The organism is Klebsiella sp. NPDC088457 (assembly GCF_044900465.1).
Taxonomy (GTDB): Bacteria; Pseudomonadota; Gammaproteobacteria; order Enterobacterales; family Enterobacteriaceae; genus Klebsiella.
On sequence record NZ_JBJDNH010000043.1, the window covers coordinates 20,958 to 41,403 of the forward strand.

Here is a 20,446-nt window from a genome sequence, read left to right on the forward strand (position 1 = left end):
CATATGAAAGCATTAGTGTTGGCAGAGGCCGGTAAAATCGCTATCGAAGATCGCAGCTTTGACGAAGTGCTCGGCGACAACGATGTCCAGATCAAAATTCACTCCGTCGGCATCTGCGGTAGCGACGTCCATTATTACCAGCATGGCCGCATTGGCCCCTTCGTGGTTGAAGCGCCGATGGTGCTCGGTCACGAAGCCGCCGGCGTGGTGCTGGCCACGGGTAAAAATGTAACTCACGTCCGCGTCGGCGACCGCGTGTGCATGGAACCGGGGATCCCGGACATGAACTCCGCTCAGACCCGCGCGGGCATCTATAATCTCGACCCGGCGGTACGTTTCTGGGCTACCCCGCCGGTCCACGGCTGTCTGCGTGAAACCGTGATCCACCCGGGTGCATTCACCTTTAAACTGCCGGATAACGTCAGTTTCGCCGAAGGCGCCATGGTTGAACCGCTGGCGATCGGTATGCATGCGGCAACCAAGGCGGGGATTAAGCCGGGCGACATCGCGCTGGTGATCGGCGCAGGGCCGATTGGCGTGGTGACGGCGCTGGCGGCGCTGGCAGGCGGCTGCTCAGATGTGATCATCTGCGATCTGTTCGATGAGAAGCTGGCGGTTGCCGCCAACTATGAAGGCCTCCATGCGGTGAATATCAAAACCGGCGATCTGGCAGGCAAAGTCGCCGCGCTGACCAGCGGCAACGGCGCGGATATCGTCTTCGAGTGCAGCGGCGCCAAACCGGCGATCGCGACGCTTGCCGAACACGCCGCGCCGGGCGCCACCGCTGTGCTGGTCGGCATGCCGATCGATGCCGCGCCGATGGATATTGTTGCCGCGCAGGCCAAAGAGATTACCTTCAAGACCATTTTCCGCTACGCCAACATGTACCCGCGTACGCTGCGGCTGCTGAGCAGCGGCAAACTGCATGTTAAGCCGCTGATTAGCCAGACCTATAAGTTTGTCGATAGCGTTGCCGCCTTCGAGCGCGCGGCCGCTGGACACGCCTCTGATATCAAAATCATGCTGGAAATGGAGTAATCCCATGACGCTCTATGCTGGCATAGACTGCGGTACGCAAGGGACAAAAGTGGTGATTGTCGACAGCCAACAGGGGGCGATCGTTGGTGAAGGCAGCGCCCCTCACCGCCTTATCAGCAACTCTAACGGACGTCGCGAGCAGGAGGCCAGCTGGTGGATCGAGGCATTAATCGCGGCCTTCCGCCAGGCGGTATCTCAGGCAAATGTCGACCCGCAAGAGATTAACGCTCTGGGCGTCTCCGGCCAACAGCATGGTTTTGTGCCGCTGGATGAACAGGGGAACGTGCTGCATAGCGTCAAGCTGTGGTGCGACACGGAAACGGCGGAAGAGAATGCGCTGCTGCTACAGCAGCTGGGCGGTGTTCAGGGATCGCTGGAGAAGCTGGGTCTGATGGTCGCCACTGGCTATACGGCCTCGAAAATCCTCTGGTTTAAGCACCATCACCCGGAACTGTGGGCGCAGCTGCATACCGTGCTGCTCCCGCATGATTACCTGAATTACTGGTTGACCGGCGAACGGGTCGCCGAATATGGCGATGCTTCCGGTACCGGCTTGCTTAACGTCCGCACTCGCCAATGGGACCAAGCCGCGGTTGAACTTATCGATGACAGCGGCCGTTTATGGAGCGCCCTGCCGCCGCTGAAAAGCGCGGAAAGCGATATTGGAACACTGCGACCGCAGGCGGCGGCAATGCTCGGCCTTAGCCCTGCGACCCGCGTCTCCACCGGCGGCGGTGATAACATGATGGCAGCCATCGGCTCCGGCAACATTGATGCCGGGACCATCACCATGAGTCTCGGTACCTCCGGCACGCTCTTCGCCTGGTCCGGGGAGCCGATCAGCTCAGGAGACGGCAAAATTGCCGGGTTCTGCTCCAGCACTAACGGCTGGCTGCCGCTGATTTGCACCATGAACGTCACCTCGGCCACCACCTCCGTGCAGGCGCTGTTAGATGAGGATATCACGGGCTTTAATTCGCTGCTGATGCAGGCCACGCCTGGCGCTGGCGGCGTAGAAATGCTGCCTTTCTTCAACGGCGAACGGGTCCCGCAGCTCCCCCATGCCCGCGCCAGCCTGCATAACCTCGACAGCGATAACTTCACCCGCGCCAACCTGTGCAGGGCGGTGGTGGAAAGCGCGACATACGGTTTGCGCTATGGCATTGAATTGTTCCGCCGCCAGGGTATCGCCGCACGCGAAATTCGTCTGACCGGCGGAGGAGCACGTAGCGCAGGCTGGCGACAAATTGTCGCCGATGTGATGGGCTGCCCGGTGGTCTGTTTACAGGTCAAAGAGACCGCGGCCCTCGGCGGCGCAATTCAGGCGATGTGGGCGACAGCGCTGGCGGATGAACCCGGTCAGGATGCCCACGCGCTCCTGGCCAAACTGTGCCAACGCTTTGTTTCACTGGACCCGGCAACCTACACGCAGCCTGACGTCAGCCGTCAGGCGCAGTATGACGCACTTTATCAACGGTATCTGCAACGCCTGCAGCAGACTTATCCGGAGGTACAACTGTGACGCGCGATCCGCATACCCAACAACCCACCTATCTGCTGGAAGTCACCGGGGTCAGAAAAGCCTTCGGTCCGGTGGTGGCATTAAAGAACGCCGAATTCTGCCTGCGCCGGGGCTCCATTCACGCGCTCTGCGGCGGCAACGGCGCCGGTAAATCGACATTTCTCAGCATCCTGATGGGCTTTATTCAGCCTGACGGTGGCGACATTTTTATCAATGGCCAGCGCTGTGAATTTCATCATCCACGTGAAGCGCTGAACGCCGGGGTGGCGATTGTCCAGCAGGAGCTGAGCGCGATCCCGGACCTGACGGTCGCAGAGAATATCTGGCTGGGCCGCGAGCCAAAACGCTTTGGCTTTGTCGACTTCACCACTCTCAATCAGCGCACCGCCGCCTTACTGAAGGAGCTCGAATTCAACATTAACGCCACCGAGAAGATGCGCAACCTGAGCGTCGCCGAACAGCAGCTGGTGGAGATCGCCAAAGCCCTGTCACATGCCAATGCCGACATCATCATCATGGATGAGCCCACCTCGGCGATTGGTGAAGAGGACGCGCAGAAGATCTTCCAGACTATCAGACGCCTGGCGGATAAAGGCAAAGGGATCATCTACGTTTCACATCGCCTGTCGGAGATTTTCCAGATTGCCGACAGCTACACCATCTTTCGCGACGGCGCCTATATCCATGAAGGCCTGATTGCGGATATCACCCGCGAACAGCTGATTGAGCACATCATCGGCGGCGAGTACGACAGCGAATTCGCCAAGTTCAACCAGCCCGGCGAAGAGATAATGATGGAGGTCAAGAATCTACGCTGGCGTAACAAGATCAAGGATATCAGCTTGCAGCTTAAGCGCGGCGAAATCCTCGGCATCTACGGCCTGGTCGGTTCGGGACGCAGCGAATTTCTCGATCTGGTGTTCGGTATTCAACATGCCGACAGCGGCACGATCCAGCTGGGAGAGAAGACGCTAGGCCGCCACTCGCCGAAAGAGGCGATTGCCTGCGGTATCGCCTATGTCACCGAGGATCGCAAGGATACCGGCCTGGTGCTGTGTCGCTCGGTCAGCGAGAACATCAACATTTCGTCGTTGGACGCCATCAGTCGCGCCGGGTTTATCAGTGAAAAACGGGAGCAGGCGCGCACCAGTGAAATGATTAAACGCTTCAACGTCAAAACCCATGACGGCGAACAGCCGGTGGGCAACCTCAGCGGTGGTAATCAGCAGAAGGTGGTGCTGGGACGCTGGGCACTACTCAATCCGGAGGTGCTGCTGCTGGATGAACCAACACGCGGTATCGACGTCGGCGCCAAGAAAGAGATCTACCGCTTTATGTCGGAATTCGCCCTGAAAAATAAGGGGATCATCATGGTCTCGTCTGAGCTGTCGGAAATTATCGGCATGAGCGATCGCATTTTAGTGTTTCGCGACGGCCAACTGGCCGGTGAGCTTACGGCCGCCAATGCGACCCAGACCGAATTGATGAAACTCGCGGTTTAACAGAGAGATAACACATGAACAGTACCCACTCCTTATCACCCGGGATTTCGTTTTTCACCCGCAATAAACGCCGTATGCACAAGTACGGCATTATCATCGCCTTCTTCGTCTTGTGCCTGATCGTGGCGCTGATTGGCGAGTACCAGGTGACTCAGGGCGCCTGGAGCAGCAACTATTTTCTCAGCGATGAAAATATGCTGATTGTACTGCGACAGGTGTCGATCAACGGCATTCTGGCGATAGGTATGACCTTCGTCATTATCTCCGCCGGGGTGGACCTGTCGGTCGGATCGGTGCTGGCGCTCAGTGGGATCGTCGCCGCCCGTTTCGCCACCAATAACAGCGGTCTGGCGATTGGCGATACCGCCACGGCGGTGATGGTACCGCTGATCGTCGCGCTGGGTATCGGCATCGTCTGCGGGCTGATAAACGGTACCGTCTTATCCCGCTATCGCCTCCAGCCGTTCATCGTCACCATGGGGATGCTGTCTGCGGCCCGCGGTTTGACCATGCTGACCACCAACGGCAACCCGGTATCACAGCTGAATAGCGATTTTCGCTGGTTAGGTAACGGCTATATCAGCGGCGTCCCGGTACCGGTGATTATCTTTATTCTGCTGTTCGCCCTCGCCTGGCTGCTGCTGAATAAAACCATTTTTGGCCGCCACGTTTATGCTGTCGGCGGTAACCCCAAAAGCGCCCGCACTTCCGGAATTAGCGTTATCCGTATCAAGGTGCTGGTGTATACCCTCTGTGGCGCCCTGGCGGGAATCGCAGGGCTGATCCTCACCGCCCGAACCGGTTCGGCGCAGACCAATGCCGGCGCGGGCTACGAGCTCGACGCCATCGCCGCGGTAGTGATTGGCGGTACCAGTATGGCCGGCGGCGTCGGCACCCTGGTAGGTACATTCTTTGGCGTGCTGATTATCGGCGTAATGAATAACGGCCTCGACCTGCTCGGCGTGCAATCGTACTACCAACAGATTATCAAAGGCGCGCTGATCGTTGTCGCCGTCTTGCTCGACCCATCGCGTAAGCAACAGCGCGATTAATTAACCTGCAAACCCCCTACCGGAGAAGAATAATGAATAAGACCAAAATTGCGTTGTGTGCTTCAGCCATGATGATGGGAAGCCTGGTGGCAGCTCAGGCGGCCCCCGTGAAAATCGCGGTGCTGATGTATGGCAATAAAGCCGAATTCGTGCAGCTGATGGAGAGATACGGCAAGGAGCATCCGGCGGTGAAAAGCGGCGAAGCGGTGCTGACGTTTTATGACGGACGTTACGATGCCTCGGTGCAGAACGACCAGGCGGCAACGGCGATTCAGACCCGCGCCGACGCGATTATCGTCAACCCGATGGATTATGAGGCCAACATCGATATCGTCACCAATGCCAATGAGGCAAAAATCCCGGTGGTGGTCACCAACGCGCGCCTGCACACTGAAGATATGACCTCAGAAGTGGTGTCTAACGATGAACTTGGCGGCTATCTGGAGGCCAGGGCGGTACTGGATAAGCTCGACTGTAAAAACCATAAAGTAAACGTAGTCATCATCGAAGGTCCGAAAGGCGGCAGTGGCGAGATTCAGCGCGGTAAAGGGAACGATAAGGCCATCGCTGAGTGTGGCGCGGGCCAGGTAACGGTGCTGGAGCGTAAGACCGCGAACTGGTCGCGCGCCGAGGCTCAACCGTTGATGGAAAACTGGCTGCAAAAGCATCGTGGTAAAATCAATGGTGTGATTGGCCAGAACGACGAGATGGCGCTGGGCGCGATTGAAGCTATTAAAGGCGCAGGTCTGAACGTCAAAGACTTTGCCATTGCCGGAGTAGACGGCGTCTCCGATGCCATTCACGCGGTACAGGCCGGGGAAATGGTCTCTATCCTGCAGGATGCCAAAGGCCAGATGCAGGGCTCTATCGACGTGGCACTGCGTGCGGTGAAGGGCGAAAGCTACCAGCCGCAGTCCGATATCTGGAAACAGTACGCTAAAGACCTGAAATGGGATGGCGGAACGCAGAAACATTACTACATTCCATGGACCGTGGTGACCGCCGACAACGCACAGCAACTGCTGGACGCGCGTAAGTAATTTCCCCCTGCAATCTCCCCCGGCGAACTGCCCGGGGAGATTGCCGCCCCTTCCACATGCGATTGCTGAAACTGTTCCGGCGTTCGCACATCAACCCAGTGTTCGGCGGCCCGCAATGGCGTGGAGGCCATGAGAATGGCGCCAGGGTGCCAGCGTAAAGGAGAGTAAAAGCGAAGGGCAAACTGGCAGCCTCAGGTAAAATTACTATGCTTACAGGTAACATTGCCGGGTAAAATTGTGAATGATATTTATAGGGAGAATGTAGATGGGATTCTGGAGAATTGTTTTAACGATTATTCTGCCGCCGCTTGGCGTACTCCTGGGGAAAGGATTTGGTTGGGCATTTATTCTTAATATCGTGCTGACTTTATTGGGCTATATCCCCGGCCTGATTCACGCATTCTGGGTGCAAACCCGCGATTAACCTGCCGCCCCCTCACGGCGCACCGGCGCCGTGTTTAATTAAAGCCATTTCTTTCCAGCAGATTTTATCTACCGTCGACCACGCGGATGTGAATATCGCTATCGCATTCATCAAGTCATATAATTTTTAATTCCTCTGCCTCCTTTCCCGGTTATGCCATAAACACAAGCGGTACTCGCGCCGCCAAAACGCCATCTTATTCCTTTATATTTGACGGTATGCACAGACCTTATTATCGCCGCCATCCCGGTCATCCTGGCGGACGCGCAAAAAAACCGTAATCCCGAAGAGATTACGGTTGGTGTCCGTTGCCGCATCAGACCATCGCCGGTACGGGTATGGTTAATTCGCGGAAAGCGGGCGCGTGGCGATATCGGGCGAGTCCTCGCCTGCCCCGGCGGCATGATGCCGCTCCGCCAGCAGGCGGCAGATCTCCGCGTGCTTATCCTCGGTAAAGGTGAAGCGCGACATAAAGCCCAGGCGAATCAGCGAGCCGATGGCGGGCAGCAGGCAGATGCCGAAGAATAGCCCGTTCAGTACGGCGGCGCTCTGGCTTTGCGCCTGAGGCACGTAGCCGATGATGGTTAAAAAGACGCCGATTAACCCGCCGCCAACCGCCACCGACATCTTGCCGGTAAAGGTCTGGCCGGAGAAGGTGATCGCCGCGCAGCGCCGGTGGGTGTGGTATTCGGCGTACTCGATGGTATCGGCAATCATTGACGAGGTAAGGATGTTAGTCATCATGACAAAGATGGTGCTCAGACCCAGCAAAACAAACAGCAGCGCCGCATGCTGGTAGCCGGCAAACCACATGATCACCCGCACCACGATATCCAGCCCGCAGAGGATCATAAACAGCTGCCGCTTCTGCATTCTGCGGGTCAGCATCGGCGCTACCAGGCAGACCACCGCCGCGATAATGCCCATCAGACCGATAGCCATCTGCAGGCCGCCATCGCCCATGTTGTAGATAAAGAAGTAGATGTAAATGCCGTTGGCGACGTTATGGAAGACGCAGAAAAAGAACGACAGCAGAATGATAAACAGCGGCTTATTGTGCTTTAAGTTGCGAAAGGTATCGCGGATGGTGACCTTTTCCGGGCTCGGCGGCACGCGCTCTTTAATCTGCAGGAAGCCGTTCAGCATCAGCGGCAGGCCAATCAGCACCATTACCAGCGCGGCCATAAAGTAGCCTTTGTCATTACTGTACTGGGCAAAAAAGGCCGCCAGCCTGGGGAAGAAAATATTGGTGCAGGCAATCCCGGCATTCACCCCGAGCATCGCCGCCGTCACCGCGCGGGTACGCTGGCTGGAATCGTTGCTCATTACCGATGACATCGACCAGAAGGGGATATCTGAAATCGCGTACAGCGTTCCCCACAGGATATAGGTCACCCCGGCGTAGAGAATTTTGGTGGTCATATCCGCTTCGATTTTATAAAACGACAGCAGCGTGATGCCGGTGATCAGCAGCGGCGCAATGAGCAAAAAGTGGCGAAACTTACCGAAACGGCTGTTGATGGTGTCCATGATGCTGGCAAACAGCGGATCGTGGATCGCATCCCAGGCGCGGGCAATCAGGAAAATGGAGCTGGCGGCAAGGGCCGAGATGCCCAGCACATCGGTATAAAAATAGTTAATAAACGAACCCACTAAACCAAAACTAAAGCACTGGCCCAACCCGTAGCCAAAATAAGACCATAGCTCGCGAGAGGGTATTTTCATTGCATTTGCCATAGCGTTTACCTTATTGCCCGGCAGCAGAGTGCCGGGCTGCATTTGTTATTATTTTTAACCCGCGGGGTGCAAACCAATACGGCTCAGTTTACGCACCAGATCCATTTCCGCTTGCGAAAAGGGAATGCCGTTTTCTTCAAACACATCGTGGAACCACAGGCGGCAATAATCCGGCGAGCGGGTCATCACCACCGGCCACGGCAGCCAGGTCTGGGTTTTACCGCGCACCAGCCCCCATTGATAGGGGGCGACATTGGCGGCGTGCATCAGCGGGAGCTGCTCTTCGATCGTGCTGCCGACGTGACGAGCCAGCCACTCGGTGCAGAACAGCGGTCGGCCGAGCTGCTGCAGTTGATGGATGATGGCGACCATGCGCGCGGTGTTGGTATAGGCATGGAAGCTGACCACATCGGACAGCGCCAGCGCGGTCTGGTCCAGCGGATGCTGGTAGAACGCTTCGCCTTCGCTTTCCTCGGGCAGCCGCCAGGCGCAGACGGTGAGCGGCTGATCGGGGTCTTCATCTCGCGCCCACGCAAACGCCTTGCGCATCAGTTCATGGGCGTAGGTTTCGAGCTTTTCGTCGTACTGCACTTCCCGCGTGCCGCTGGCGAAGATCCCGCGGTTGCCGGGTTCGTTGTACAGATCCCACAGCAACACGCGGCGGTCGGTGCGAAATTCGCGAACAATATCGCGCACATAGCGCTCAATCTGCGGCCAGCAGTCGCGATCGCAGACCTTCGCGCGCCCCGGGCTGGCGGCGGCCTGGCTGTTATGTTTGCCCGGCACCGGCATCTTTTGCGGGCCGAGATAGGGTTCATCCCCGGAGAAGCCGCAGTCGTCCATCAGCGTCAGCATAGTGCGGATGCCGTGGCCGTCGGCGAGCGCCAGGAACTGGTGGATGCGGGCAATCAGCCCCTGCCGATCGTGCTCCCAGACGATAAACGGCAGATTGATACGCAGGGAGTTATACCCCGCCTGCGCCGCCCAGCCCAGTTCCCGGTCAATGGTTTCGGCATCAAAGGTTTCCTGCTGCCAGATATCGGTCCAGTTGACCGCCGTTGCCGGCAGATAGTTAAAGCCGCACAGCCAGCCCTGCCGCTGATACCACGTCTGCGCCTGCTCTTTGCTCCACTGCTGTTTCATCGCTACCTCTTTGCTGATATTGTTTAGCTAATAAATATTAGTTGGGGAATAAACGCGCAAATAGCACCGTGCGAAAAAGGGAGCCCGGTCACAAACCGGGCGGCTGATAGCAAAAGAAACGTGACCGATGACGCACTCCCCTGCCGGATCGCAGGCCGGGAAGGTATGATGCTGATTCAACAGGCGAGGGAGCAGGGAACATGAAGCGGAAAAACAAGGTCACGATGAACGATATTGCGCGCACCGCTGGCGTCTCTCAGGCCACGGTATCGCTGGTGTTGAACCAGTCGCGCAACATCAAACTCAGCGATGAAACCCGCGAGCGGGTGATGGCTATCGCCGCGGAACTGGGCTACGCCCGGCTGCCCGGTATTCACTCCCCGCGTAATCAGGAAGAGATCGCCCTGCTGGTGAGTTCCCTGCAAAGCTATGACCCGTTTATCGATGCGATAAGTCAGGCGCGGGAAGCCGCATGGCGCAATGAAGTGATGCTGACGGTGTACGATTTTGGCGACGATAGCGAACTGGCCCGCAACATTATTCGCCAGCTGGAGAAGCGCAACTGCGTGGGGATTATTCTCGCCTCGCCGGTGACCGCGGTCATCGATATGGCGCCGTTTCAGGACTGCACCGCCCTGCCGCTGGTGTTGCTCAACCAGACCGCCCCCGATTCGCCGCTGCTGCCGTCGTTCGTGCCGGATGATTTTGCCAACGCCTTTCAGGTGACCCGCCATTTGCTCAGCCAGGGCGCGCAGCGCATCGCGCATATCACCGGGGAATCCTGGATGGATGCCACCCGCCAGCGGCTGGCCGGCTATCACGCGGCGCTGGAGCAGGCGGGGCTCGAGCCAAAAGCGGAGTGGGTGCGCCAGACCAACTGGCAGTTTAATGAGTCCTACCAGGCCACCCTGGCGCTGCTGGATCTGGCGGAGCGGCCGGATGCCATCTTCTGCGCCAGCGACTGGCTGGCCATCGGCTGCTATCAGGCGCTGTCGGCCCGCGGCATCACCATGCCGGACAACATGCTGGTCGCCGGATATGACGATCAAAAGATCTCCGAGCAGTTGACCCCGCAGCTCACCAGTATCCAGCTGCCCTACGGCGAGCTGGGCCGCTTAGCGGTGGAGTACCTGTGTAACAACGAAGATGCCGCGACGCGGGTCAGCTTATCCGGCCGCTTAAAGGTCAGGCGCTCCAGCGAGCGCTGAGTCCGGGCCTATCGCGGCGGCAGCGGGTAATGGCGTAGCGGCTTAATGCGAAGAAATAAACGCTGACGGGATCGCCGGGGCGGGCATGGCGAACGTCCGCTTCATGCGCTCAACCTCGCGCAGCGGCGTCAGGCCAAACAGGCGTTTAAACTCGCGGCTGAACTGGGACACGCTCTCATAGCCGACGCGCACGCTCGCCGCCGACGCCGTAAGATTATTGCGCAGCATCAGCAGGCGGGCCTGATGCAGCCGGGTCGACTTCAGGTACTGCATCGGCGAGGTGTTGGTCACGGTTTTGAAATGGCTATGAAAAGTCGGGACGCTCATCCCGGCGGCTTTGGCTAACGCGGGCACATCCAGATTCGAATCATACTCGGCGTGCAATTTGCGCAAGGCTATCGCCACCTTGCCAAACTGTCCCTGCAGGGCGAGCGCGCTGCGCAGCGTCTGCCCTTGTTCCCCGGTAAGCACCCGGTAATAGAGCTCCCGCAGCATGGACAGCCCCAACATTTCCGCGTCCAGCGGCGAGGCCATAATCTGCAGGAAACGCAGCACCGAACCGCGCATCGCGTCATCCATCAGACTCGACATCATGCTGCGCGGGGGGCCAGTATTCGCAGCGCCGCGGCCGTCCAGCGCCAGCATCAGGTCGGCGGCCAGCTTGAAATCGAGGCGGATATAGATCGCCAGCATCGGCTCGGCGGCGCTGGCATCCGTTTCCATGGTAAACGGAACCGGTACCGAGACCATCAGATAATGCTGCGCATCATACAAATAGACATCCCCGCCGAGAAAACCGCGCTTTTTCCCCTGCACCACGATAACGATCCCGGGCTCGTATAGCACCGGCGTGCGCAGCAGCGGGCGATCGGAACGTAAAAAACGCACGTCGGGCAAAGCCGTGAGATTGTAGCCCTCATGCGGCGTCAGCCGATCGAGGAGGGTCACCATCTGACGGGTGATCGGTAAAGAGTGAGATGCCATATCGTTCGCGGCCGGCAGTGGAAAGTCATTGCAGTGTGGCACCCGGCAGCGGCGGCGTCCAGACGAGTCATAGGATCAGGCAAAGATCAGAGAGGATCGGGGCTACGCTTCGCACCCTCGCCGCCCTATTCTGCTTTCTCAGGTTAACGGAGGAGAAGTGGATGAACAGAGCAAAGTTATTTTTCATCACCGGCGTCAGCAGCGGCTTCGGGCGCGCGCTGGCACAAGAGGCGCTCCGGGCGGGGCACCGGGTGGTCGGGACCTTACGCCACGCGCAGGCCAAAGCGGCGTTCGAAGCCCTGGCGCCAGGACAGTGCTTCGGCAGAATTCTGGACGTCACGGATTTTGCCGCCATTCCCGCGGTTGTTGCCGACGTGGAGCAGAATATCGGCGCCGTGGATGTGCTGGTCAATAATGCCGGGTACGGTCACGAAGGGGTGATGGAAGAGTCGCCGATGAGTGAGATTCTGCAGCAGTTTAACGTCAACGTGTTTGGCGCCGTGGCGGTAATTAAAGCCTTTCTGCCCGCGTTCCGCGCGCGCCGCGCCGGCCATATTTTGAATATCACCTCAATGGGGGGATTCATCACCATGCCCGGCATCAGCTACTACTGCGGGAGTAAATTCGCCCTGCAGGGAATTTCGGAAACCCTAAGCAAAGAGCTGAAGCCGTTTAATATCGCGGTGACGGCGATCCAGCCCGGATCGTTTCGCACCGACTGGGCCGGGCGTTCGATGGTGCGCTCCCCGCGCAGCATCAGCGATTACGATCATAGCTTCGGGCCGATCCGGGAAACGCGAATGCAGCGCAGCGGCCACCAGCCAGGCGACCCGGTGAAAGCGGCCAGGGCCATTTTACAGCTCATCGAAAGCCCCAATCCCCCGGCGTCGCTGCTGCTGGGAAGCGATGCCGTAACCCTGGTGAAGCAAAAACTGCAGCAGATGAATGCGGATATCGACAGGTGGCGGGAGATTAGCCTTTCCACCGACGACTAAGATGATGGGGATTCTGTCCAGGGAGGGCAGAATCTCCGATAATGGCATCAATCAGACGCTTGCCGATGCCGAACCTGCGGAGACCGCCTCTTTTACCCGCGGTTAACCGTCCGCACATCCTGCCTGTCCTGTCTCCCGCCGACGGATGAACGCATCCGCTCGCCGCCTTGTGCAATATTACAATTCCGTTCAAATTTTGTTGATTTTTTGTTGTGAGCCATTCAGCAATTTCCGCTGCTGAAATTCTCCAGACTACGACAAGCCATCATGCTATGTCAGGAGAGACAAATGAGCAGCACCTCCGCCGACTTTCAGAATTTATACCAGGCCTTGAGCCACAGCGCGTCACGCCGCCCGGACGCCCTGGCGCTGGCGTTTGAAGATCGCCGCTATCGCTACCGCGATTTCCACCAGCGGGTACAGCAGACCATGGCGCAGCTTGACCGCGTCTGGTCGTTACGCAAAGGCGATCGTATTTTGCTGGCCTGGGGCAATCACCCTGCCTTTTGCGAGATGTTTTTCGCCGCGCTCGGTTTGGGTATCGAAGTCATCCCCTTCAGCACCAAGCTAAAACAGGCCGAAAGCGAAGAGCTGGTGGGCCATATCGCTCCCCAGGCGGTGTTATTCGACGCCAGCGTCCAGGACTGGCTGGGACAGACGGCGAACGCGCGTTGCGTTTCGCTCACCGACTGGCAGGCGCTGGCGCTGCCCGCAGCTCTGCCAGACCTGCCGGTACAGGTTGCCCGCGACGATACGGCGATAATGATGTTTACCTCCGGCACCACCGGCGAACCCAAAGGTGCCATCATCACCCACGGCAACCTGCTTTGCGCCATCGATGCCTATGCGCAAAAGCTTAATCTGACTGAGGCGGACAGCACTATTCTGGCGGTGCCGATTTATCACATCACCGGCCTGTCGGCGCTACTGGCCCTGTTTATCACGCTCGGCGCAACTATCTGGTTACAGCAACGTTTTAATGCGCCCGAGGTGCTCAATACCCTCCGCGAACAGCACATTACCTTTCTGCATGGCTCGCCGACGGTATTTATCCTGCTCTGTCAGGCGGCGCGCGCGCGCAATGCCCTCCAGCCGACGACCTGGCCATCGTTACGCGCCATCGCCTGCGGCGCCGGCCATCTGAATGAAGGGCTCATCAGCGAGTTAAAAACGCTGTTTCCGAATACCGCGATTCACCCGATCTATGGACTGACCGAAACCACCTCGCCCGCCACGATTTTCCCGGTCGACGTCTGGGACAACGAGAAGCGCGGCAGTTCGGGACAGGCAATACCCGGTCTTACCATCCGGATCCTCGACGACCGCCAGCAGCCTCTCCCCAACAGGCAGATCGGCCATATCTGGCTGAAAGGGGATGTGGTGATCCGCGAATACTGGCAGCGCAGCGAACGGCGGCCCAGCTGCGATGCGCAAGGCTGGTTCTGCACCGGCGATCTCGGCTATCTCGATGACGAAGGCTGGTTGTATATCAAGGATCGCAGTAAGGACATGATCAATCGCGGCGGCGAGAAGATTTACTCCCTTGAGCTGGAGAACATTATTTCGACTCATCAGGGCGTGCGTGAAGTCGCGGTGATCCCCGCGCCCAGCCCGGTATATGGCGAAGAGCCCGTGGCATTCATCGTCCCGGACGCGCAATACCACCTCACCAGCGAAGAAATCCTTGCCTGGCTGAAGGTGAAAGTCGCCCGCTTTAAGCTCCCGGCCCGCATCATCTTCACCCGCACCCTGCCGCGTACCCATAACGGCAAGGTCAGCAAAAGGCAGCTTAAAACGCGCCTCGCGGAGTCCATCACGACCCTGTCAACGGAGGAGAAAAAGTGAGCAGCAGATTTATCAGCGCCCGGGAAGCGGCGCAACTTATCCGCAGCGGCGACACGATTTGCACCGTCGGCATGACGCTGATCGGCGCGGCGGAATCCATTCTGAAAGCCATCGAAGCGCGCTTTCAGGCAACAGATGAGCCGCGCGACCTGACCCTGATGCACGCCGCAGGGCAGAGCGATCGCCAGCGCGGCAACCAGCACTTCGCCCATCCGGGTATGGTCACCCGAATTATCGGCTCGCACTGGGGGCTGGCGCCGCGCTGGATGGCGATGATCAATAACAACGAAGTGGAAGCGTGGTGTCTGCCGCAGGGGCAAATGGTCCACCTTTACGCCGCAATGGCAGCCGGCCTGCCGGGGCGGCTTTCGCCCGTCGGCCTGGGCACCTTTGTCGATCCGCGTATTGAGGGTGGACGCATGAACGCCCGTACCCGCGAACAGCCAGATCTGATTGAACATGTCGAGTTTCGCGGCGAAGAGTATCTGTTTTATCCGGCAATCCCGCTGGATGTGGTGATTGTGCGCGGCACCCATGCCGATGAGGAGGGCAACCTCACTACCGATGAAGAGGCAATGCAGCTGGAAGTGCTGCATGCGGTACTGGCCGCCAAACGCTACGGCGCGAAGGTGCTGGCGCAGGTGAAATACCGCGTGGCGAAAGGCTCGCTGCACCCGAAAAGCGTCACCGTCCCCGGCACGCTGATTGACGCCATTGTCGTCTGCGATGAACCGGAGACGGACCATCGTCAGACCTCCGGCTGGGCCTTTGATCCGGCATTCTGCGGCGATATCCGCCTGCCCGCGGCGCAAAGCGCGCCGCTGCCGCTGGATCTACGCAAACTGATCGGCCGCATCGCCTGTCGCTATCTGACGCCCGGCTGCGTTATCAACCTGGGGACGGGCATCCCTAACGATGTGATTGGCGCCATTGTCCACGAAGAACAGCTCGGTGATGCGGTCACTATCACGGTGGAGTCGGGTATCTATGGCGGGCAGCAGGCCGGCGGCACCGACTTCGGCATTGGCCGCAACCTGAGCGCGATGATAAGCCACCAGGATCAGATGCTCTATTACAACGGCGCGGGAGTGGATATCACCTTTATGGGCGCGGGCGAAATGGACCCGCACGGCCATGTTAATGCCACACGCCTCGGCGCCTCCTGCCCAGGCGCCGGCGGTTTTATCGACATCACCCAGAACGCGCGCCATGTGGTGTTCTGTTCTTCCTTTACCGCCAAAGGGCTGGAGATCGCCTGTGAACAGGGGGCGCTGCGCATTCTGCGTGAAGGAGAGGTACGCAAGTTTGTCTCGCAGGTTAACCAAATCTCTTACAACGGCGAGCTGGCCCGCGCCAAAGGGCAAACCATGCATTACGTCACCGAACGCGCGGTGTTCGAGCTGCGTCCGGAAGGGCCGGTGCTGACGGAGATCGCCCCCGGCGTCGATCTGCAACGCGACATCCTTGCACAGATGGATTTTCGCCCGTTAATTGCCCCGGAACTGACCGTGATGGACAGCGCGCTGTTTCAGCCCGCCCCCTGCGGACTGGCGGAGCGTCTGTTCCACTATTCATCATCAAACTCGTAAGGAACCGTTTATGAAACTAGCCAGTAAAACCGCCATTGTCACCGGCGCCGCACGCGGCATCGGCTTTGGCATCGCCCAAATACTCGCCCGCGAAGGCGCGCGGGTGGTTATCGCCGATCGCGACGCCCACGGCGAAGCGGCGGCGGCGGCCCTGCTTGACGCGGGTGCGGAGGCGTTATTCATCAGTTGCAACATCAGTGATAAAGCGCAGGTCGAAACGCTGTTCGCCGGGGCGGAAGAGGCATTCGGTCCGGTGGAGATACTGGTGAATAACGCCGGGATCAATCGCGACGCCATGCTGCACAAACTGACGGAAGCGGACTGGGATACGGTTATCGACGTCAACCTGAAAGGCACGTTCTTCTGTATGCAGCAGGCCGCCATCCGCATGCGCGAGCGCGGCGCGGGCCGCATCATCAACATCGCCTCCGCCAGCTGGCTGGGCAACATTGGGCAAACCAATTATGCCGCCTCGAAAGCAGGCGTGGTGGGGATGACCAAAACCGCCTGCCGCGAACTGGCGAAAAAAGGCGTGACGGTGAACGCCATCTGTCCCGGATTCATCGATACCGATATGACGCGCGGCGTGCCGGAAAACGTCTGGCAAATCATGATCAACAAAATTCCGGCGGGCTACGCCGGGGATGCGAAGGACGTCGGCGAATGCGTGGCGTTTCTGGCATCCGAGGGCGCGCGTTACATCAACGGCGAAGTTATCAACGTCGGCGGCGGCATGGTGCTATAAGGAGAAAAACCATGGTACAAGCTAATGATATCGTGATCGTCAGCGGTGTACGCACCGCGATTGGAACCTTCAACGGCAGCCTGAAACATAGCCACCAGCACGATCTGGGCGCGGCGACGATCCGCGAAGCGGTGCGGCGCGCCGGAATTGCGCCGCAGGAAGTGGACGAGGTGATCGTCGGCAACGTCGGGCAGATCGCCGAAAGCGGCTTTATCGCCCGCGTCTGCCAGCTGCGCGCCGGGATACCGCAGGAAAGCACCGCCTATTCGGTCAACCGCCAGTGCGGCTCCGGACTGCAGGCGCTGGCGGACGGCATGATGGAGCTGCAAAGCGGCCAGGCGGAGGTGGTCGTCGCCTGCGGCACCGAAAACATGACGCAGCTACCCTACTACCTGCGCAAAGCCCGCGACGGCTACCGTATGGGCAACGGCGAACTGGAAGACGGGCTGATCTCCATCCTCACCTGGCCGGAAGGGCCGTATCACAACGGTATGACCGCCGAAAATGTGGCGGAGCGTTTCGGCATCACCCGCGAAGCGATGGACGATTTCGCCTGGGAAAGTCAGCAAAAGGCGCTGAAAGCGATCGAACTGGGGCGCTTTCGCGACCAGATTCTGCCGCTGGAAGTGCCGGACGGCAAAAAAGCGACCCGCTGGTTCGATACCGACGAGCATCCGCGCGCTACCCCGCGTGAAAAACTCGCCGCGCTGCGCCCGGCCTTCAAAAAGGATGGCGTGATCACCGCCGCGAACGCTTCCGGGATTAACGACGGCGCGGCGGCGCTGGTGATGATGACGCGCCAGCAGGCGGAACAACGCGGTTTAACGCCGCGGATGCGCATTCGCGGCTGGGCGGTGGCAGGCTGCGGCGCGGAGATCATGGGCTTCGGCCCGGCGCCCGCCACGCGCCGCCTGATGGACCGACTCAATCTGGACGTACAGTCCATCGATCTGCTGGAACTCAATGAAGCCTTCGCCGCGCAGGCGCTGGCGGTGATCAACGATCTGCGTCTCGATCCCGCGCGCGTTAACGTCAACGGCGGCGCGATTGCGCTCGGCCATCCGGTCGGCGCCAGCGGCGCGATCCTGCCGGTGAAACTGATGTACGAAATGGAGCGTAGCGGCGCGCGCACCGGCCTGGTGACCATGTGTATCGGCGGCGGACAAGGAATTTCTATGCTGTTTGAGCGCGAAGGCGCGTAGAAAAACGGCCCGAAGTGGGGCTTCGGGCCGGGCGTCGTTCGGGTCAGCGCCCGGCGACAACCTGAGAGCTGACATGCGGGATCGGCACGATCCCGGCAAGGCTTCTGACCACGATTACGGGGAAATAATAACCATGTCCGCAATAAATGAAAAGGCGATGAGCGATACGCAGCTACAGCGAACGCATAAAAAGATCTATCGTCACTTGATGCCGCTGCTGATCGTCGCGTACATCATTAGCTTTATTGACCGCACCAATATCGGCATGGCGAAAGCCAGCATGTCGGTGGATATCGGCCTCTCCGCCACCGCCTTCGGGCTGGGGGCGGGGCTGTTTTTCCTCTCCTACTCGCTGCTGGAGATCCCCAGCAACCTGTTTCTGACGAAGATCGGCGCCCGGCGCTGGATCGCCCGCATCATGATTACCTGGGGGGTCATCTCCTGTGCGATGGCCTTCGTTACCGGACCGACGTCCTTTTATATCCTGCGCCTGCTGCTGGGGGCCGCGGAGGCGGGACTGTATCCCGGCATTATCTACTATCTGACGTTGTGGTTCGGTCGTGAAGAACGTACTAAAGCCACCGGTCTGTTCCTGCTCGGCGTCTGTTTCGCCAATATCATCGGCGCGCCGTTGGGTGGGGTTTTATTGAGTCTCGATGGCATGGCGGGCTGGCACGGCTGGCAGTGGATGTTCTTTATTGAAGGTCTGCCGGCGATCTTCCTCGCGTTTATCGTGTGGCGCAAACTGCCGGATAAGCCCGCAGACGCGACGTGGCTGAACCGTGACGATATACGGGCGATCGCCGCCGACCTCGCCCGCGAAGCGCAGGAAAGCAGCCACGTTCCGAGCCGTTTCTCCCTGAAAACCGCCCTCACCACCCGCGTGTTTCTGCTGCTGGTGCTGATCTACTTCACCCATCAGTTCTCGGTCTACGGACTGAGCTACTTCCTGCCGGGGATCATCGGCAGCTGGGGACAGCTTACACCGCTGCACATCGGTTTTCTGACCGCGATCCCGTGGATTGCCGCCGCCTGCGGCGGGGTGCTGCTGCCGCGTTTCGCCCGCACGGAACGGCGTTCGCGCCGCATGTTGATGGCGGGTTATCTGGTGATGGCGATCGGTATGGCTATCGGCGCCAGCGGCGGCCATGGCGTCGCGCTGGCTGGCTTCTCGCTGGCCGCTTTTATGTTCTTCGCCATGCAATCCATCATCTTCAACTGGCTGCCGTCGATCATGAGCGGCCATATGCTGGCGGGCTGTTTCGGCCTGCTCAACTGTCTTGGCCTGTGCGGTGGCTTTCTCGGGCCTTTCATCCTTGGCGCTTTTGAAGATCGTACCGGTTCCGCCACTTCCGGGCTGTGGTTCGCCGTGGCGTTATTGATCCTCGGTGCGCTGGTGGCGCTCTTCATCCAAAGCCAATCGTCACATACCACCGCAGCGGCAAGACCCGCCGGCGGAGAAAAAATTTAACCAGGAGACAATCATGCGCATTGAAGTGTTGCTGGATTTAAAAACCCGGCTCGGCGAAAGCCCGGTCTGGGATGTAGAACAACAGCGGCTCTGGTGGGTGGACAGTCAGGACGGGCGGCTGTTCGCCTGCAACGCGCAGGGCGGCGCGATTCAGAGCTGGGACGTGCGGCAGAAAATCGGCTCCTTCGCCCTGCGCCAGAACGGCGAAGGCGCGGTGGTGGCGCTCCAGCACGGCGTGCATCTGCTCGATTTCGCCAGCGGCGAGCTTGAACTGCTGCATCACCCGGAGGCGGACAGACCCTTTAACCGCCTGAACGACGGCAAGGTGGACCGCCAGGGGCGCTTTCTCTTCGGGTCGATGGATATGCGCGAAGAGGAGCCGAGCGGCGCGCTGTACCGCCTCGATCCGGACCTGTCGCTGCACGTGCTCAAGCAGAACATCATCGTCTCCAACGCGCCCTGCTGGAGCCCGTCGGGCGAAACCTTTTACTTCGCCGACACCTGGACCGGTGAAATCCGCGCCTGGAACTACGACACCACCAGCGGCAATCTCTCCGGCGAACGGGTGTTCTGCGAGGTGGATCGCAGCGAAGGCGGCGCGGCGGACGGCGCAACCGTAGATAGCGAAGGCTGCCTGTGGAATGCGCTGGTCTACGCGGGCAAGCTGGTGCGCTACACGCCGGAGGGGAAAGTCGACCGCATTATCGAGATGCCGGTGAAAAAAGTCACCAGCGTGATGTTCGGCGGCGAAAACCTTGACGTGCTGTATGTCACCTCGATGGCGCAACCGCCGTTACCGCGTTTTCCTGAAGACAATCAGCTACGCGGCAGCCTGTTCGCCATTTACGGGCTGGGCATAACCGGCGTAGCGGAACGGCGCTTCGCCGGTTAAATCACTATCCGGTTCGCCGTCAAAACAATAATACCCGGTGAACTTACTCTGACCCTG

General features: G+C 59.2%; 17 protein-coding genes and 1 pseudogene. 14 read left to right on the plus strand and 4 right to left on the minus strand.

Annotated elements, in window-relative coordinates; all coding sequences use genetic code 11:
- Positions 1–3: 3 nt before the first annotated feature.
- From ACI2JR_RS22380 to ACI2JR_RS22400, 5 genes are all read left to right on the plus strand, one after another.
- Positions 4–1,038 carry an NAD(P)-dependent alcohol dehydrogenase gene (locus ACI2JR_RS22380; protein ID WP_132731514.1) on the plus strand — a complete coding sequence of 345 codons (1,035 nt, stop codon included), beginning with the start codon at positions 4–6 and terminating at the stop codon, positions 1,036–1,038.
- A gap of 4 nt (positions 1,039–1,042) precedes the next feature.
- Positions 1,043–2,560 (plus strand): xylulokinase, encoded by a 1,518-nt coding sequence (gene xylB, locus ACI2JR_RS22385; RefSeq protein WP_462479501.1) that lies wholly within the window; start codon positions 1,043–1,045, stop codon positions 2,558–2,560.
- On the plus strand, positions 2,557–4,062 hold the full coding sequence (locus tag ACI2JR_RS22390) for a sugar ABC transporter ATP-binding protein (RefSeq protein ID WP_132731516.1): 1,506 nt from the start codon (positions 2,557–2,559) through the stop codon (positions 4,060–4,062). The genes xylB and ACI2JR_RS22390 overlap by 4 nt, the downstream gene beginning before the upstream one ends.
- Before the next feature lie 74 nt (positions 4,063–4,136).
- Positions 4,137–5,114 (plus strand): ABC transporter permease, encoded by a 978-nt coding sequence (locus ACI2JR_RS22395; RefSeq protein WP_462479515.1) that lies wholly within the window; start codon positions 4,137–4,139, stop codon positions 5,112–5,114.
- Positions 5,115–5,146: 32 nt separating this feature from the next.
- Positions 5,147–6,154, plus strand: a complete 1,008-nt coding sequence (locus ACI2JR_RS22400) for a substrate-binding domain-containing protein (protein WP_462479502.1) — start codon at positions 5,147–5,149, stop codon at positions 6,152–6,154.
- A gap of 32 nt (positions 6,155–6,186) precedes the next feature.
- Here ACI2JR_RS22400 and ACI2JR_RS22405 read toward each other — a convergent pair.
- A pseudogene (locus ACI2JR_RS22405) lies at positions 6,187–6,285 on the minus strand (thiosulfate sulfurtransferase PspE); the annotation flags it as partial.
- 134 nt (positions 6,286–6,419) lie between these two features.
- Between ACI2JR_RS22405 and ACI2JR_RS22410 the strand changes: the two are divergent.
- Entirely contained in the window at positions 6,420–6,578 is a 159-nt protein-coding gene (locus tag ACI2JR_RS22410) for a YqaE/Pmp3 family membrane protein (RefSeq protein ID WP_015585265.1), read from the plus strand.
- 342 nt (positions 6,579–6,920) lie between these two features.
- On the opposite strand, the gene ACI2JR_RS22415 is transcribed toward ACI2JR_RS22410, so the two are convergent.
- Together ACI2JR_RS22415 and ACI2JR_RS22420 are read right to left on the minus strand one after the other, a co-directional pair.
- A complete protein-coding gene (locus ACI2JR_RS22415; protein WP_132731519.1) occupies positions 6,921–8,315 on the minus strand; it encodes an MFS transporter in 1,395 nt (464 codons plus the stop codon).
- Between the two features lie 54 nt (positions 8,316–8,369).
- Complete coding sequence (locus ACI2JR_RS22420) at positions 8,370–9,458, minus strand: cellulase family glycosylhydrolase (RefSeq protein WP_132731520.1); 1,089 nt, start codon at positions 9,456–9,458, stop codon at positions 8,370–8,372.
- Positions 9,459–9,658: 200 nt separating this feature from the next.
- Here ACI2JR_RS22420 and ACI2JR_RS22425 point away from each other — a divergent pair, with 200 nt between their 5' ends.
- The gene (locus tag ACI2JR_RS22425; protein ID WP_462479503.1) at positions 9,659–10,666 is read left to right on the plus strand and encodes a LacI family DNA-binding transcriptional regulator; all 1,008 of its coding nucleotides are present in this window, start codon (positions 9,659–9,661) and stop codon (positions 10,664–10,666) included.
- A 42-nt stretch (positions 10,667–10,708) separates the two neighbouring features.
- On the opposite strand, the gene ACI2JR_RS22430 is transcribed toward ACI2JR_RS22425, so the two are convergent.
- Positions 10,709–11,650, minus strand: a complete 942-nt coding sequence (locus tag ACI2JR_RS22430; protein WP_132731522.1) for an AraC family transcriptional regulator — start codon at positions 11,648–11,650, stop codon at positions 10,709–10,711.
- A 161-nt stretch (positions 11,651–11,811) separates the two neighbouring features.
- Between ACI2JR_RS22430 and ACI2JR_RS22435 the strand changes: the two genes are divergently transcribed.
- The 7 genes from ACI2JR_RS22435 to ACI2JR_RS22465 all read left to right on the plus strand — a co-directional run bounded on the left by ACI2JR_RS22435 (position 11,812) and on the right by ACI2JR_RS22465 (position 20,389).
- Positions 11,812–12,645 (plus strand): oxidoreductase, encoded by an 834-nt coding sequence (locus ACI2JR_RS22435; RefSeq protein ID WP_462479504.1) that lies wholly within the window; start codon positions 11,812–11,814, stop codon positions 12,643–12,645.
- Between the two features lie 288 nt (positions 12,646–12,933).
- A complete protein-coding gene (locus tag ACI2JR_RS22440; RefSeq protein WP_462479505.1) occupies positions 12,934–14,490 on the plus strand; it encodes a class I adenylate-forming enzyme family protein in 1,557 nt (518 codons plus the stop codon).
- Positions 14,487–16,079: an acyl CoA:acetate/3-ketoacid CoA transferase gene (locus tag ACI2JR_RS22445; RefSeq protein ID WP_132731525.1), complete on the plus strand. Its 1,593-nt coding sequence runs from the start codon at positions 14,487–14,489 to the stop codon at positions 16,077–16,079. The genes ACI2JR_RS22440 and ACI2JR_RS22445 overlap by 4 nt, the downstream gene beginning before the upstream one ends.
- Positions 16,080–16,089: 10 nt before the next feature.
- Positions 16,090–16,824, plus strand: a complete 735-nt coding sequence (fabG, locus tag ACI2JR_RS22450) for a 3-oxoacyl-ACP reductase FabG (protein WP_462479506.1) — start codon at positions 16,090–16,092, stop codon at positions 16,822–16,824.
- Between the two features lie 11 nt (positions 16,825–16,835).
- The gene (locus tag ACI2JR_RS22455) at positions 16,836–18,026 is read left to right on the plus strand and encodes a thiolase family protein (RefSeq protein WP_462479507.1); all 1,191 of its coding nucleotides are present in this window, start codon (positions 16,836–16,838) and stop codon (positions 18,024–18,026) included.
- A 133-nt stretch (positions 18,027–18,159) separates the two neighbouring features.
- Entirely contained in the window at positions 18,160–19,497 is a 1,338-nt protein-coding gene (locus ACI2JR_RS22460; protein WP_462479508.1) for an MFS transporter, read from the plus strand.
- A gap of 13 nt (positions 19,498–19,510) precedes the next feature.
- Complete coding sequence (locus ACI2JR_RS22465; RefSeq protein ID WP_132731529.1) at positions 19,511–20,389, plus strand: SMP-30/gluconolactonase/LRE family protein; 879 nt, start codon at positions 19,511–19,513, stop codon at positions 20,387–20,389.
- Positions 20,390–20,446: the final 57 nt, after the last annotated feature.

Excerpts from the sequence above, each read along its gene's own strand:
- ACI2JR_RS22380 (WP_132731514.1), top strand. The coding sequence starts at position 4 with ATGAAAGCATTAGTGTTGGCAGAGGCCGGTAAAATCGCTATCGAAGAT.
- xylB (WP_462479501.1), top strand. The coding sequence starts at position 1,043 with ATGACGCTCTATGCTGGCATAGACTGCGGTACGCAAGGGACAAAAGTG.
- ACI2JR_RS22395 (WP_462479515.1), top strand. The coding sequence starts at position 4,137 with ATGCACAAGTACGGCATTATCATCGCCTTCTTCGTCTTGTGCCTGATC.
- ACI2JR_RS22400 (WP_462479502.1), top strand. The coding sequence starts at position 5,147 with ATGAATAAGACCAAAATTGCGTTGTGTGCTTCAGCCATGATGATGGGA.
- ACI2JR_RS22410 (WP_015585265.1), top strand. The coding sequence starts at position 6,420 with ATGGGATTCTGGAGAATTGTTTTAACGATTATTCTGCCGCCGCTTGGC.
- ACI2JR_RS22415 (WP_132731519.1), bottom strand. The coding sequence starts at position 8,315 with ATGGCAAATGCAATGAAAATACCCTCTCGCGAGCTATGGTCTTATTTT.
- ACI2JR_RS22420 (WP_132731520.1), bottom strand. The coding sequence starts at position 9,458 with ATGAAACAGCAGTGGAGCAAAGAGCAGGCGCAGACGTGGTATCAGCGG.
- ACI2JR_RS22425 (WP_462479503.1), top strand. The coding sequence starts at position 9,659 with ATGAAGCGGAAAAACAAGGTCACGATGAACGATATTGCGCGCACCGCT.
- ACI2JR_RS22430 (WP_132731522.1), bottom strand. The coding sequence starts at position 11,650 with ATGGCATCTCACTCTTTACCGATCACCCGTCAGATGGTGACCCTCCTC.
- ACI2JR_RS22435 (WP_462479504.1), top strand. The coding sequence starts at position 11,812 with ATGAACAGAGCAAAGTTATTTTTCATCACCGGCGTCAGCAGCGGCTTC.
- ACI2JR_RS22440 (WP_462479505.1), top strand. The coding sequence starts at position 12,934 with ATGAGCAGCACCTCCGCCGACTTTCAGAATTTATACCAGGCCTTGAGC.
- fabG (WP_462479506.1), top strand. The coding sequence starts at position 16,090 with ATGAAACTAGCCAGTAAAACCGCCATTGTCACCGGCGCCGCACGCGGC.
- ACI2JR_RS22455 (WP_462479507.1), top strand. The coding sequence starts at position 16,836 with ATGGTACAAGCTAATGATATCGTGATCGTCAGCGGTGTACGCACCGCG.
- ACI2JR_RS22460 (WP_462479508.1), top strand. The coding sequence starts at position 18,160 with ATGTCCGCAATAAATGAAAAGGCGATGAGCGATACGCAGCTACAGCGA.
- ACI2JR_RS22465 (WP_132731529.1), top strand. The coding sequence starts at position 19,511 with ATGCGCATTGAAGTGTTGCTGGATTTAAAAACCCGGCTCGGCGAAAGC.